A 15,724-nucleotide genomic window follows, 5' to 3' on the forward strand; every position below is an offset into this window, starting at 1 on the left:
AGGAGGAACGACTATGGCAGAATAAGCATTGTAAATGCATAAATATTAAAGGCAAATTACATCACTGAAAATAAATTAAATAATCTTTATCAATGAAAAACAAACTTAATTATTATCAAAAGATATTTTTGATAATGTTTATGTCCCTTTTATTCATAAATATTGTACATGCTCAAAACATACTGACAGATGGCAATATAAAAGGATCCGTTTTTGACCAGAAAGGAGAGCCAATTATTGGTGCAACAATAATGAACAATACGACGAAGGTTGGTACAGTTACAGACCTTGATGGATTGTTTACTATTGCCGCACAACCCGGTTCAACGCTAGTTGTATCTTACGTGGGTTTTAAACCGAAGACGATTCAGATAGGAACTGAAAAAGAATATAAAATAATTATAGAAGAAAATGCTTCGCTATTGGATGAAGTCGTTGTTATCGGATATGCCACACAGAAGAAAAAACTTGTAACAGGTGCTACATTACAAGTTGACGGAAACAGAATAAAAGAGTTGCATACTCCAAATCCACTGACTGCTTTGCAAAGTATGTCTCCGGGTATGCAAATTACAAAGACATCAGGAGAACCGGGATCATCATACAAAGTCTATATTCGAGGAATGGGTACAATCGGCAATGCAGATCCACTTTACATTGTGGATGGTGTACCGGGGAATATATCGAACATAAATCCTGCAGATATTAAGTCGATAGATGTATTGAAAGATGCTGCATCTGCTGCAATCTATGGTGCTCGTGCTGCAAACGGCGTGGTGCTGATAACAACACATCGCGGAGAAGGCGAAGATAAAGTACGTGTTGCTTACGATACATATATAGGGATTTCAAATGCACCTGATTACAAATGGTACGTTGATGCAACAACACAGGCGATGTTGGATGACGAATACTCAAAAAACACTTACGGATATGGAATTAATTTTTCTCAGATGGTTCCTAATTGGGATAAAGTTCTTTCAGGAGAATGGAAAGGCACAAATTGGTATAAAGAAATAAAGAATAAAAATGCACCCACACAAAACCATTCGGTTACCATTTCCGGAGGGAGCAAAAAATCATCTTATTTTACCAGCTTTTCTTATTCATCTCAGGAAGGTACTCTGGGGAAACCCGTTCAAACGAAGCAAGATAGATATACTTTTCGTCTCAATGCCGATCAAACGATCTTTTCGGCAAAAGGACGTGACATTGTACGCATGGGGGAGACAATCAATTTTATATATGCCAATAAAGATGGTTCTTTAAGCGGAAGGTCTACCGAAGGACTTGGTGCATTGGGTATGATAATGGGGGGAAGCCCGTTTATGCCGATATATGATGACAATGGAGATTATCATGGGCCGATAGCATATGCTCCATATGCGCCCAATCCTATTGCATATCTTGTCTATAACAGTAATAACAACAAAAAGAATTACCAATTAAATACAAACGCATTCATAACAATCGAGCCTATTAAAAATTTAGTATTTCGCTCAAATTTTGGATTAACAATGGATGCCGAAGAAAGCAGGGCTTATATACCTAAATATAATCTGGCACCTGAATATACAAGCCAAGAAACAAAAGTAAGTCAGGATATATCATTAGGATTTAGTCGTTTGACATTCGAGAATACGTTGAATTATAAATTCTCATTAGACGAAAACAAGCATAACTTTGATGTGTTGGCTGGTACGAGTGCAGAAAAAGGAGGTTTAGGTTCAAGTATTTCGGGTTTCAATACCAATTCTATTTTCGAAGGTTTTAAATATGCTTACCTTATTAATACTCCAAAAGTGAGTGAAACATCCACTCGCTTAGGTGGCTCACCATGGAGTCGATCAGCATTGCTTTCATATTTTGGTCGTGTCAATTACGACTTCAAAGAAACCTATATGTTATCTCTTATTGCGCGTTCGGATGGCTCGTCAAACTTCGCTCCTGGAAAACGTTGGGGATTCTTCCCTTCAGTTTCGGCCGGTTGGGTTATTAGTAATGAGTCATTTATGGAATCTTTTAAGAATCATCTCAATATGTTTAAACTGAGAGCAAGTTGGGGACAGAACGGAAATCAGGCGATTTCACCATTCCAGTATCTCGCAAAAATGCGTGTAGGAGGTCAAAACTCAGGAGATTATTCAAGTGTAGAATATAGCTATTATTATCCGGGAGTAGACAAAAACAGTTATACAATTGCTTCATACCCGATTAATCTGCCCAATACGAATATAACTTGGGAAACCTCAGAACAGCTAAATGTGGGTTTTGATGCTTTATTGCTCAAGAACAGATTATCATTCAATTTCGACTGGTATCGCAAAACAACCAAAGATTGGCTTGTAGCAGCACCAGTTCTTGGTTCATACGGAGCTAATGCTCCCGATATAAACGGAGGAGATATCAGAAATACCGGTGTGGAACTGGCTGTAGTATGGAGAGATCAGATAAGCGATTTCAGCTATGATATAAATGTCAACTGGGCTTATAACAAAAACAGGGTGACTCGTATCGCTAACCAGGAAGGAATTATTCATGGTAGTGCTCGAACTGTAGGAACATGGAGTCCCGAGTTTTACAGAGCGCAGGTAGGATATCCTATCGGTTACTTCTGGGGATTGAAAACCGATGGCGTATTCCAAAATCAGGATGAGATAGATGCTTATCGCAATTCGAAAGGAGAACTCGTTATGCCAAATGCAGTACCGGGCGACATCAAATATGTAAATCAGAACGACGATGGTGAAATCAACGAGCAAGACCGTGTATTTATTGGTGACCCTAACCCTGATGGAATATTTTCATTCTCATTCGGCGGAGCATGGAGAGGTTTTGATTTCCGCGCTTCGTTCTCGGGTGTATATGGTAACCAGATATACGGAGGACAACATGATCCGATGGATCGTTGGCACGGAGAAGGTACATCTAACAAATGGCCAAGACTAGGACAATCGTCTTATACCAATATTGTTTCCGACCTTTACTTGCAAGATGGTGACTATATCCGCTTGAATGACCTTACTATTGGTTATGATTTTGCAACCTTGCTAAAGAAACAAAATATCTTTTCTCAAGTACGTCTTTATATTACCGGACAGAATCTAATTACTTGGACAAAATACAAAGGGCTTGATCCCGAAATTGGAGCAGGGCCTACAGGATGGATGAGTGGTATAGATTATGGATTTTATCCAAACTCCCGTACATTCTTATTTGGTCTTAATCTCAAATTTTAAAAATCTAAGGCAAAATGAAAAAGATAATTATAATATTAATTTCTGTTTTTACAGTTAGTTGTTCCGATTTTTTGGATACAGATCAATTAACGCAGAAAGATTCATCAAATTACCCTCAAACTCCTGATGAAGCATATACCTCTCTTATGGGTGTATATAATGCTTTCGGATCACGTGTGGGTGGGGGCGAAACAGAACATTCTTTTATTGTTCTCAACCTCATGGCAGATGATATGCTGGGAGGTGGAGGGAAAGACGACCTCACTGCTCATGCTATCGATTTGTTCAAGCTTACATCAAGAACAATGTACACCGATCTATGGGAATGTACATGGCGTTCGGTTTATCGAGCAAACTTGCTGCTTGGTTCTTTGGATAATATAAAGTGGCCAACTTCTGAATCAAGAAACAAAATAGAGGGTCAGGTACTTTTTTTACGGGCTTTTACCTATTTCCGTCTGTGCTCTATGTTTGGACCCGTACAGCTGATTACTACTCCCGAACCTGTAAACCTTCCTCGTGCTTCGGCAGAGGATGTATATGCACAAATGGGGGCCGATCTGAAGCGTGCAATTGAAATATTACCCGCTACTAAATTTCAGGATATTCCTAAAAGTGAGAATGGATTGGCTACACGTTGGGCTGCTCAGGCTTTAATGGCTCGTATATTTTTATTCTATACTGATTATTACAAACAACCCCAAATGGGTGATATTACAAAAGAGCAGGTCGTAGCATGGGTTGACGACTGTATAGCTAACAGCGGCCATGATTTGATTCCTGACTTCAGAAACTTGTGGCCATATTCGATTGTAATGTCAGGAAAAACAAAATCTGATTACAAGTACGCAGCGGATAACAATTTAAAATGGATAGGGGAAAATGGAGATAATAACGAAACTATGTTTGCTATCAAATGTTCCACTGCTGCTCAAGGAAATAACTATGATCGTAGAAATACGGTGAACTTACACTTCGGATTTAGAGGTAATCAGGATTTATTGCCTTTCGGGTCAGGTTGGGGAAAAGGACCTGTCAATAGTAAATTCTATAACGAATGGCCTAATAATGATCTACGCAAACGCGGTTCGGTTCTCGATGTGTCTGATGCAACACACGAAGGAGAAGGTTCTACCTCAAAATATAAATGGGGACAAGCTTACCAATGGAATGAAACGGGTTATTGGTCAAAGAAATATATGCCGGTGAATGTGTATGACGACAAAGGAAATATTGTATCGTACAGTTCTATCTTATGGAATATGCCAAACGATCCTCAGTTTAATAGCACTCAGGATATAGTGCTTATCCGTTTTGCTGACCTCCTTTTAATGGGTGCGGAGTTAGGTGGTTCTAAAGCTCAGGAATATATGGATCGGGTACGTAAACGTGTAGACCTACCATCAGTTCCGGCAACATTGGAAAATATCAAGAATGAGCGTAAATACGAACTAGCATTTGAAGGTATAAGATGGCTCGACGTATTGAGATGGGGAGATGCTGAATCTACTGTTAACGGAATGAACGGTATAACCTTGAAGAATAATAGCCAGAATGCTACCTATAAGATAAAATTCCGTCCCGAAACCGGAGGATTCTTACCTATTCCGGAAGCCGAAATAACATTGTCTAATGGAGTCTTGACTCAAACACCGGGTTGGAATACCAATGATGCTATGTTGCAACCGGGTGAATAAGAAAGAGAAGAATTATGACTATAATTAAATATCGATTATTAATCTTATTGACCTCAGCCCTATTTCTGGGAAATATAACGGCTTTGTCCGGGAATATTTCTTTGAATGGGAAATGGCAGCTCTCCTACTGGAAACAGCCTTCTAAGCCGGTTGTTACTCCACAAGCTATCAAAGATATGCAAGTGGAAAAAATAGACGCTTCTGTTCCCGGAAATGTTGAATTAGACTTGATGGTTGCGGGCTTGATTCCCGACCCAATGATAGGTAGTAATGTGAACGCATTACGAAAGTATGAAAACTATCAATGGTGTTACACAAAAATATTCGAAGCTCCATTAGTCCAAGAAGGTCAACGGGTCGAATTGTTTTTTGGAGGGATAGATTGTCTTGCTGATATCTGGCTCAACGGAGAGAAAGTGGGTGAGGCTGCAAATATGTTAATCGAGCATAAATATGACGTGACAGATTTTCTGAAAAGAGGAGAAAATACTTTGCAAGTAATTATCCGTTCGGATGTTATGGAAGCTCAGAAACATACACTTGGTACGATTAGTATTGGTAATTTTCCGGCAGAGGAGGCTGTTTATATTCGAAAGGCTCCGCACATGTATGGATGGGATATTATGCCGCGTTTGGTCAGTGCCGGATTGTGGAGAGATGTTGAACTTCGGGTACTCAATTCTACTCGTCTCAAAGATGTAAATTGGATGACCATCAACATCGATACAACGGCTCATACTGCACGTATTTTTACAGATGTACAGATGGTTATTCCCTTTGATAAGTTTGACAATGTTAAGGCTCAATTTACCCTTCGCCGTAAAGGGAAAATCGTATATCAGAATTCGCAGATTGTAAGCACTCCGGCTTTTCGCCATATATTCGAACTTAAGAATGTTGATTTTTGGTGGCCTAGGGGCTACGGTGAAGCTGCGCTCTACGATGCAAGTGTGCAATTGATAGATTCGGATGGTAAAGAGCTGGACATCAACAATTGTAAAATTGGGGTTCGCACTGTAAAGCTGGATATGGATGATATAAATCTCCCCGGAAAACCCGGACAATTTCGATTTATCGTTAATAATGAACCAATCTTTATTCATGGCACTAATTGGGTACCAATGGATGCATTGCATAGCAGAGATAAATCTCACTTGAATACGATGATCGACATGGCCGTAGACATCAATTGCAACATGATTCGCTGTTGGGGTGGTAATGTATATGAAGACACCGACTTTTTTGATCTTTGTGATCAAAATGGAATTCTTGTATGGCAAGATTTCGGTATGGGGTGTACATTCTATCCACAGCGTGATGATTTTGCAAGAATGATTGAAGAGGAGGTTACGTCTGTTGTGCTTAAGTTTCGAAATCATGCTTCTTTGATTCTTTGGTCGGGCAATAATGAGAACGATTTGGCTATGCGTTGGACGTTGCAACCTCTGAATATCAATCCAAATAAGGATGTGATAACTCGTGAAGTTATTGCTAGAGTACTCTATGAATTTGATCCCACACGACCTTATATACCAAGTTCTCCATATTATAGTCAAGCAGTATGGGAACATGGCGGTGGTGATGAATTATTACCCGAAAATCATCTCTGGGGGCCACGAGGATACTATAAAGAACCATATTATACAAAGGCAGCCTGTTGTTTTGTTAGCGAAATAGGGTATCATGGATGTCCGAATGTCGAAAGTCTAAACAAAATGATGACTAAGGAAGGTGTTTACCCTTGGACTAAAGACAAAGAATGGAATGATGAGTGGGTTACAAAGTCGACACGTCGGTTCACTTCTCAAGGAAAAACTTTCGATCGCAACAATCTAATGTTGAATCAGGTGAATTTGCTTTTTGGCGAAGTACCAACCAAACTTGACGATTTTGTTTTTGCATCGCAAGCTGTGCAGGCCGAGGCTATGAAGTTTTTTGTAGAGTTGTGGCGTGGGCAGAAGTTTAGTCCTAAAACAGGGATCGTGTGGTGGAATCTTCGTGATGGCTGGCCAATAATTTCGGATGCTATCGTAGATTACTACAACTCAAAGAAAATGGCGTATTATTTCATTAAAAATGCACAAACAGACCTTTGTGTACTCATAAATGATCCTGTAGATAATGGCTATCCTTTGATTGTTGCCAATGACACCCGTAATCTGCAAAAAGGACAGGTGATTGTGTCTGACATGGCATCTAATAAAGAAATATACAAAGGAAATTTCGAGGTTTCGGCAAATGGTATGAACAAGATAGCTTCATTACCTCTGCAAAAAGGGCAAGGGATACTTCTCATCAAATATAAAGTGGGGCAAAAAGAATATAGCAATCATTATTTATATGGAGAAGCTCCTTTCAATTTGCAGGAATATAAAAAGTTATTAAAAAAGACAGGATTGTATCCTAGTATTAAATAGGAATATGAAAGATAATTTATTAGGAATTGACATAGGAGGCACTAAATGTGCCATCGTTTACGGGAAAAGAATAGGTTCTGATTTGCAGATAGTTGATAAAACAAAAATAGAGACTACTACAGTTGAAGAAACGATCAGAAATATAATGAGTGAAGCAAAAAGAATGATGGCACGCTTCAATCTTACCGCTCAAACAGTCCGTGCTGTAGGTATTAGCTGTGGCGGACCGCTCGACAGTAAGTCGGGAACGGTAATGTCTCCACCCAATTTGCCGGGCTGGGATAATATACCTATCGTGAAAATCATTGAGGAAGAGCTTGGTGTAAGAGCCGGATTGCAGAATGACGCCAATGCGTGTGCATTAGCCGAGTGGAAGTTCGGTGCCGGAAGGGGAACTCAAAATATGATTTTTCTGACATGTGGTACAGGACTTGGTGCGGGAATAATTCTTAATGGTTCTTTATATTCGGGAACGAACGACAATGCCGGAGAAGTTGGGCATATTCGTCTAACAGATGACGGGCCGATAGGGTACGGTAAAGAAGGCTCTTTTGAGGGATATGCCAGTGGTGGCGGAATAGCTCAATTGGCTCGTAGTTTAGCTACAGAAGAGATAAAAAAAGGAGGCCATGTTTCATGGTGCCCATCTCTCGATGATATGGAAAATGTAAATGCGAAGCTCATTGCAGAAGCTGCCGGAGCAGGAGATAAACTTGCCCTGAAGGTGTATGAAACATCAGCGACCTATTTAGGGAAAGGTCTTGCTATGCTAATAGATATTCTAAATCCGGAACTTATCGCTATAGGCAGTATATATGCCCGCAACAAGGATATGATGGAACCTTATGTCTTAGATCAGATTTCGAAAGAAGCTCTGGAAGGAGCAAGAGATGTTTGCAAGATAGTTCCTGCGGCTCTTGGCGAAAATATTGGAGATTATGCTGCTCTTTCTATAGCTGCCAATCTAATCGATTAAAAACGATATTATGAAAAATTTGATAAGAGAAAGCTCGCAAGCAATATTAAAGGAGGTCGATAGTTTTTGGAGCAATCCTGAAACAATAGAAGTCATTGAACGGGCTGCTGTATTACTCTCCGATTCATTGAAGAAGGGGTATAAAATTATTAGCTGTGGCAATGGAGGATCTCTTTGCGATGCTACGCATTTTGCAGAAGAATTGACGGGACGCTATCGTAAAAACAGAACGTCTTTACCAGCCATTTCAATAAATGATCCGGCATACATAACATGTGTTGGAAATGATTTTTCGTTCGACGAAATATATTCCCGCTATGTTGAAGGTGTGGGATGCGAAGGGGATGTATTATTGGCTATCAGTACCAGTGGTAACTCTAGCAATATAGTGAAGGCAGTTGAAAGTGCCCATCTAAAAAAAATGAAAGTTTTAGCACTAACCTCTACCGGCGATAATCGTCTCTCTGCATTGAGTGATATTGTAATTGCTGCACCGAAAGTTGATTTTTCCGACCGGGTGCAAGAGATACATATTCAAATAATACACATTTTGATTCAAGCGATAGAAAAACAACTAGGTTTTGAATAATTGGATTTTATAAAAAAGTTAATCAATGAAAACACTGAAATATTTCAAACAAACATTTGTTATTGTGCTTCTTTTTAGTATGATGACTATTTCTAGTGCCTGTTCCAATATAGATGAAGGTTATAACCGTATTCCATCCAATTTTTACCCCACTCAGGTAAAAGAATCTACAGGAGTGAAATTGGTAGGGATAGGAGTAGAACTGGATCCTCATTTCTTCTCACAAAATTTAACCCGTCCAGAAGACGGATCTAAGGCTGAAGATTGGAACATCGTAAAAGAGCGTGTAAAGAAAATGGGTGTCCAAAATTTCCGGGTAATGGTACAACCGCATTGGTGGGAACCGCTAAATGATAATGATGACCCGAATGTTGCGGATATGAGTAAATTTACTTTCGATTCGCAGGAGATGCAATCATTATATAAAGTACTGGAATTGATACAGGAAAATAATGGAGAAGTAACACTTGTGCTATGGGGATGTCCTGTAAATATGGATTTGATAGCAGGAACACCAACAGGGAAGCATTTTCTTTGCGATAGCAGACCGAATGCTCCGTGGGTATGCGGAACAGATAAGTATGAAGAATTTGCCGAAAACTTCTCGGTATTAGTCAAATATCTGATCGAGACGAAAGGTTTTACATGTGTAAAAGCAGTAACTCCATTCAACGAGCCTGATAGCCATACCCCCAATTACGGCAGAACGATGTGGCAAGGAGAGCCTGACAGCCATCCCGATCAGTATGCACCTATGGTAAAGGCTTTGGATGCAAAATTTAAGGCAATGGGACTTAGGGATAAAGTAGAGTTCAATCTATCTGACAATACAGATGGTAGCCCTAACTATTTAAAATCATGTGCAGAAGCTCTACAAGCAGAAACAAATTTACTGAATACTCATACTTATAAGTTTGGATACACTACTTCGAATGCCGATATCGTTAATTGGGAAAAAAATAATGTGACTCTATCGAGCGGTAAGAAACACTTTGTAGGGGAGTTCGGATCTAATCAAACTTCGGGTTCTTCACGTCAGTTAGATATCGATAAGTACGAACGAGGAGTCCTCCTGACTCGTATTGCTATCAACCTGCTTAACGGAGGTGCTGCAGGTGTAAGTTACTGGTCGTTGATAGATCAATACTATAGCAGAAACGGAAGTTATTCGGAAATGCAACAGCTCGGCCTATGGAAATATGTAAAAAAAGCATATGAGCCTGATCCGGAAATTTATAATGCAATAAAGGAAGACTATGAGGTCAGACCTCATTACTATGCATATAGTCTGTTGACTCGTTTCATCAAAAAAAATGCAGAAGTATTTCCATTAGATTTGAACGAAAATCTTGTTGCCGGAACAGCCATTCTGAATGAAAATAATAAATGGGTCTACATTTTTGCAAATGGTTCGGAGCACAATAAACCTGTAGAAATTATCAATGACAAGTCTCAGGCAAATGGAGAATATGAGGTTTACAAATATGTAGAAGGAAGTCTTCCTACCGGGGATAATCTCATTCAATCTACAGAAACTATAAATATTAAGGATAAAACTTCGCTTAGCATTGCGCGCTCTAGTGTCTTAATATTAGTTCAAAAATAAACAGTAATTAAAGCCTAATAAAATGAATAAGTTTAATTTATTAATATTATTGGTTTCGCTAACTTGCTTCTGGAGTTGCGATGATGTGACTGAGTATGATTTATCATTTGGTATATCCGGCGTTGTTATACCTAAATATGAAGAAGGTATCCAAGGAACGGAAGTTAAAATAGAAGGACGGGGTTTTCAGTCTACCGATCACCTGCATTTACGTCCGTTACTGAAACCTCTGGACGGTTCTTTTGATATAGATGTTGAAATAAAAGAGGTTACATCTTCTTATCTCTCATTCTTGTTTCCTCTCAATGCAAAAGAGAGTGGCTATTCCTTAGTTCTTGTCAGGGGCGACAAAGAGATATCACTGGGTAGTATGCAGCAATGGTTACCTAAGGGATGGGTAGCAGATATAAATTTGCGTAATACACTTAAAGTAATCGGACCTCAGCTATTTGATGCTCAGGATAGTTTGAAACTTTCTGTAGCAGCTGATTTCGAATTCGAAAATGGAACGTTGAATATTTCGGGTAAAGGAATTACTAATTTGAGTGGTTTGGAAAAATTCCCTAAATTGAAAACTCTTTGGGCTACAGATAATAATCTTGGCAATATTGAACTAGTGGGAATGGATGGTATTGTCAGCATCTTTGCATGGAGTAGCAATATTACAAGTATGAATATACAGTCTAAAACATTGCAAACTTTATACATGGGCAATAATCCTCTCACAGAACTAGACTTGAGCAAATGTCCGGCATTACTAAACATTGTATTGGATAATATCAAATTCCGTAAATTAGATATCAGCAACTGCATGTGTTTTGGTTCGTTCGATAATTTCAAGTTCGACTTCGATACAAATCAGGAATGTCAGTTACTAGTGAGCAATATATGGTTCTGGCACATGGATATGTTCAACAGGTCGAGTGCTGTAAGAACAGCAGGTCTTTCGGGAGTGAAGGTAACTACAATAGGCCTTGACAAAGAAGTTGTATTTGATAAAATTAATTGGACTAATGCAGGTACAGCATCCATGCCGGATGCAAATCTGCGTGCCATAATGAAAGGTTATTGTCCTCAAGCGTTCAGTGGAAATGACATCATAATCAGTGAAGCCAGAAATGCTAAATTACCAACTAATCTGGCTAATAAGCTCGATCTTTCGGACAAAAATATTACATCTTTAGATGGTTTGAAATACTTCGATGATGTTTGGTATCTGGTATGTGATAACAATAACATAAGTGAGATTGATATGACAGGCTGGTACAATCTAACAACGATATCAGCGAAAAATGCAGGACTAACTTCTTTCAAAACGAAGGATCAACCATGGTTGAGAGATATAGATCTAAGTAACAATACTTCATTGAAATATATTGACATGCGGGGTATTTCATTACTTAGCAACTATAATATTCGTTTCATTGCTACAGGATGTCCGATAGAGTATCTTGATCTACGTAATGGTTATGCTTGGTCTACATGGGGACAAAGTGGAGATAAGTTGGCATTCGACTTTACAGCCGATACATCTAAATCACGGACGCTGAAAGTAGAAACTGCAGAAAACGGAGGTTGGAGTAGTGTTTGGAACTCAGGTGTAAACCCTGTTCAGAAAGCAATTGAAGCAGGTGTTCGTGTAGAGTACTATAACTGGACAAATGCGGCTACGGGTAACTATGGAGAGTTATTAAAAACGGTCAACTAAAAAGGATTATTAAACACAGTAAGCTATCCCGGATTAGGGTTCGGGGTAGCTTTAATCAAACGAATTTGTAAAGGATGAAAAATAATACTTCCGCCATAAAAATATTATCAGTGATGTTTGGCTTTTTCATCATGGGATTTGTAGATATCATAGGGATTTCTACTAATTACGTAAAAAATGACTTTAGTCATCTTACCGATTCCATGGTAAATCTGGTATCACTATCCTGTTTTTTGTGGTTTCTTATCTTATCTATCCCCACGGGGATGCTGATGAATAAAATAGGCCGAAAAAAAACAGTGTTAATTAGTTTTGCGTTCCATGTATTAGCTATGTGCTTGCCTTTGGCAACCTATGACTTCACCACTGTTCTAATTATGTTTGGACTGATAGGGATTGGCAATACATTGCTACAAGTATCGCTCAACCCGCTCGTGGCAGACGTAGTAGGCTCGGGCAAACTAACAGGCACTCTTACTTTAGGTCAATTTGTGAAAGCGATAAGCTCCTTTGTAGGACCTATTCTCGCAGCATCGGTAGTCGGTACTACACTGGGATGGAGAATGATATTTCCGATATATGCGGCTCTTTCTCTTCTTGCTTTTATTTGGTTGAGCTTAACCAAGATCGAAGATCAGCGAAATGACGCTTCTAATATTTCAATTAAAAATACTCTTGAACTTTTCAAGGATAAGTATATCGTAGCCTTTTTTATCGGAATATTGGTGTTGGTGGGTGTTGATGTAGGAATGAACATGACATTTCCTAAGTTATTGATGGAAAAGGCCGGACTTTCGGTAGAAGATGCAGGTATGGGCAACAGTGTATATTTTCTGTCTCGTACCGTGGGAGCATTCTTAGGGGGTATATTGTTGATGAAGAGCTCCGAGTCGAAGTTCTTTACCTACAGTGTGTGGATAGGATTAGTTGGACTGCTTTTACTGTGCATCAATACGAATGTTTGGATAACACTGGCTTGTGTTGCAATATTTGGTTTAGGTTATGCCAATTTATTTTCTATCATATTTTCATTGGCATTAAAACGCATTCCTGAGAAAGCAAACGAAATATCGGCTCTGCTGATTGTCGGAGTTTCGGGTGGTGCTATACTGCCTCCTGTGCTTGGCGTTGTTACCGATATTTTCAAAACGCAGATATCAGCAATTGTTCTCATCGCTGCTATATGGTGCTACTTATTGTGGCTAATAAGCATTGTCAGAAAAACAAGTAAATAAAAACATTGAAACCTATATTAAAGCATTGCAGATTTCTTGTAATAAAATAAAAGTTCTATGATAAAAAATATTTGCAGTAAAGCAATCATCACGTTTCTTATTTTCATCTGTGCGACAATGAGTTCTCGCGGGCAAACTGTTACTAAGATGACCAAAACACCGGTAAATGTAGAAAATCAGATATCAACACTATTTGCCAAAGGTAAAACTCCTCCGTTTTCGTTTGTATACGGTGGTGTTTCTTCAAAAGAATTTATTCGCAAATGGAAACATACTATTGAGAAACAAAAGGTAGAAGAATCGGGAGTTGTCAGATATCTTGCTACTTATACCGAACCCCGGACAGGACTGAAAGTGGAATGTGAAATAAAAGGATATCCGGATTTCAAGGCTTTGGAATGGACGATTCATTTCACAAATATGGCTACTGCCAATTCGAAAAACCTGAAACAGGTAAAAGCCATAGATATGGATATGGATTATCCTGTCGAAGGCAATTTTAATCTGCATTATGCAGATGGTAATCATATATCCAAATACGATTTTCATCCTCGTACGCTTACGTTAAAGCCCGGTGAAAGTAAATTGATGGAGCCAATAAACGGGCGTTCATCGGAAGGCGATTATCTGCCAATATTCAATATCGAATCAGCTTCATCCCAAGGTGTTTTTGTGGGCATCGGGTGGAGCGGTAGCTGGTATGCATATATCAGCTGTAAAAATCAAAAAAGAATATCCATAGAGTCGGGAATGAAAACGATGGATCTCTACTTGTATGGAAAAGAAAGTATACGCACGCCAAGCATTACACTAATGTACTGGAACGGCGATGACCGAATGGAGGGACACAATCAGTTTCGTCGCTTTGTGCTGAATCATAAGACACATAAAATAAATGGGAAAAATGCTCCTTATCCATTGGCTACAGGCTTCAATTATAAAGACCCTGCTCCTTATACTGAGTATTCGGGTTTGACTGAAGAATACGCAATTGCGATGATGAAACGTTACAAGCAATTCAACATTATGCCTGAAGTATTCTGGTTAGATGCCGGATGGAATACCGGAGCTGCAGATTGGGAAAAGGGTAAAAGTTGGGCTAACACAGTTGGTAACTGGACGGTAGATACAACACGCTTTCCTCGTGGATTAAAGCCGATCTCGGAAGAAGCACATAAGCTAGGAGCAAAATTTATGGTGTGGTTCGAACCCGAACGAGTAATAAGAGGTACGCAATGGGCTGTAGAGCACCCCGAATGGATGCTGGATATCCCGGAACATAACGATGATACCTATCTCATGTTTGATCTCGGAAACACTGACGCTTGCGACTGGCTGTGTAAATATATCGGAGATATGATAGAAGAAAACGGAGTTGATCATTATCGTCAGGATTTTAATATGCATCCCGATATTTATTGGGCTGCGAACGAAGAAGAAGGACGAGTAGGGATGAAAGAAATACGCCATATCGAAAATTTGTATAAGTTTTGGGACTATCTGCTCAAGCGTTTCCCTAATTTGTTTATAGATAATTGTGCCAGTGGAGGAAAACGGATCGATATGGAAACAATTCCAAGAAGTGCACCTCTATGGCGAAGCGATTACTATCATTACGATGATCCTGATGGCTATCAATGTCATACTTATGGATTAAACTTTTTCCTTCCTCTGCATGGTACCGGAATTTTACAGACCGACCCGTATGCGTTCCGTTCAAGTATGAGTACCTGTTTGACCTGCAACTGGAAAATAACAGACAAAAGTTTTTCGATATATGAAATGCAAGCCCGATTAAATGAATTTCAAGATATCCGCCCTTATTACTATGAGGATTATTATCCATTGACGGGGATAGACGATACAACTCTCGATAATATTTGGCTGGCATATCAACTCAACCGACCTTCAGATAACAGCGGGGTTATAATTGCTTTCCGTCGAAAGGCTTGTGAGAAAAACACTATTGAAGTGAAACTCTCCGGCATCAAACCCGAAAGGAAATATAAAGTAACAGATCTGGACAAAAACGAATCCGTTATTATGTCGGGAAGAGAGCTTGCCGATAGATTTGTCTTGGCTTTGGATAAGCCAAATCAATCGCTGCTGATAAAATACAAGGCAGTGGAGTAGGGCAGATATGTGAAAAGCAGAATACTTTATCTATAATAATAATAGAATATCTTTTAACTGATAGTATAGAAAAAGTGACAGAAATAAAAAGTGTAAAAAGGTGTTACTTTTGTCACCTTTTATC

At 39.1% G+C, this 15,724-nt stretch carries 9 protein-coding genes; all 9 read left to right on the top strand.

The window, feature by feature from the left end:
* Positions 1 to 92 precede the first annotated feature (92 nt).
* Entirely contained in the window at positions 93 to 3,239 is a 3,147-nt protein-coding gene (locus E4T88_RS04550; protein WP_135104274.1) for a SusC/RagA family TonB-linked outer membrane protein, read from the top strand.
* 14 nt (positions 3,240 to 3,253) lie between these two features.
* The gene (locus E4T88_RS04555) at positions 3,254 to 4,936 is read left to right on the top strand and encodes a RagB/SusD family nutrient uptake outer membrane protein (protein WP_135104275.1); all 1,683 of its coding nucleotides are present in this window, start codon (positions 3,254 to 3,256) and stop codon (positions 4,934 to 4,936) included.
* A 14-nt stretch (positions 4,937 to 4,950) separates the two neighbouring features.
* Complete coding sequence (locus E4T88_RS04560) at positions 4,951 to 7,353, top strand: glycoside hydrolase family 2 protein (RefSeq protein WP_135104276.1); 2,403 nt, start codon at positions 4,951 to 4,953, stop codon at positions 7,351 to 7,353.
* Positions 7,354 to 7,357: 4 nt separating this feature from the next.
* A complete protein-coding gene (locus E4T88_RS04565; protein WP_135104277.1) occupies positions 7,358 to 8,329 on the top strand; it encodes an ROK family protein in 972 nt (323 codons plus the stop codon).
* A gap of 10 nt (positions 8,330 to 8,339) precedes the next feature.
* Positions 8,340 to 8,918: an SIS domain-containing protein gene (locus tag E4T88_RS04570; protein ID WP_135104278.1), complete on the top strand. Its 579-nt coding sequence runs from the start codon at positions 8,340 to 8,342 to the stop codon at positions 8,916 to 8,918.
* A gap of 25 nt (positions 8,919 to 8,943) precedes the next feature.
* Positions 8,944 to 10,524 carry a glycoside hydrolase gene (locus E4T88_RS04575; protein WP_135104279.1) on the top strand — a complete coding sequence of 527 codons (1,581 nt, stop codon included), beginning with the start codon at positions 8,944 to 8,946 and terminating at the stop codon, positions 10,522 to 10,524.
* 22 nt (positions 10,525 to 10,546) lie between these two features.
* Positions 10,547 to 12,232 (top strand): leucine-rich repeat domain-containing protein, encoded by a 1,686-nt coding sequence (locus E4T88_RS04580; protein WP_135104280.1) that lies wholly within the window; start codon positions 10,547 to 10,549, stop codon positions 12,230 to 12,232.
* A gap of 74 nt (positions 12,233 to 12,306) precedes the next feature.
* Positions 12,307 to 13,467, top strand: a complete 1,161-nt coding sequence (locus E4T88_RS04585; protein ID WP_135104281.1) for an MFS transporter — start codon at positions 12,307 to 12,309, stop codon at positions 13,465 to 13,467.
* A gap of 57 nt (positions 13,468 to 13,524) precedes the next feature.
* Entirely contained in the window at positions 13,525 to 15,600 is a 2,076-nt protein-coding gene (locus E4T88_RS04590) for a glycoside hydrolase family 36 protein (protein ID WP_135104282.1), read from the top strand.
* The last annotated feature ends 124 nt before the right edge of the window (positions 15,601 to 15,724 follow it).

The organism is Dysgonomonas mossii (assembly GCF_004569505.1).
Lineage (GTDB): Bacteria > Bacteroidota > Bacteroidia > Bacteroidales > Dysgonomonadaceae > Dysgonomonas.

Bases quoted from the DNA above. Each gene is read 5' to 3' on its own strand.
- E4T88_RS04550 (WP_135104274.1), top strand. From the start codon at position 93: ATGAAAAACAAACTTAATTATTATCAAAAGATATTTTTGATAATGTTT.
- E4T88_RS04555 (WP_135104275.1), top strand. From the start codon at position 3,254: ATGAAAAAGATAATTATAATATTAATTTCTGTTTTTACAGTTAGTTGT.
- E4T88_RS04560 (WP_135104276.1), top strand. From the start codon at position 4,951: ATGACTATAATTAAATATCGATTATTAATCTTATTGACCTCAGCCCTA.
- E4T88_RS04565 (WP_135104277.1), top strand. From the start codon at position 7,358: ATGAAAGATAATTTATTAGGAATTGACATAGGAGGCACTAAATGTGCC.
- E4T88_RS04570 (WP_135104278.1), top strand. From the start codon at position 8,340: ATGAAAAATTTGATAAGAGAAAGCTCGCAAGCAATATTAAAGGAGGTC.
- E4T88_RS04575 (WP_135104279.1), top strand. From the start codon at position 8,944: ATGAAAACACTGAAATATTTCAAACAAACATTTGTTATTGTGCTTCTT.
- E4T88_RS04580 (WP_135104280.1), top strand. From the start codon at position 10,547: ATGAATAAGTTTAATTTATTAATATTATTGGTTTCGCTAACTTGCTTC.
- E4T88_RS04585 (WP_135104281.1), top strand. From the start codon at position 12,307: ATGAAAAATAATACTTCCGCCATAAAAATATTATCAGTGATGTTTGGC.
- E4T88_RS04590 (WP_135104282.1), top strand. From the start codon at position 13,525: ATGATAAAAAATATTTGCAGTAAAGCAATCATCACGTTTCTTATTTTC.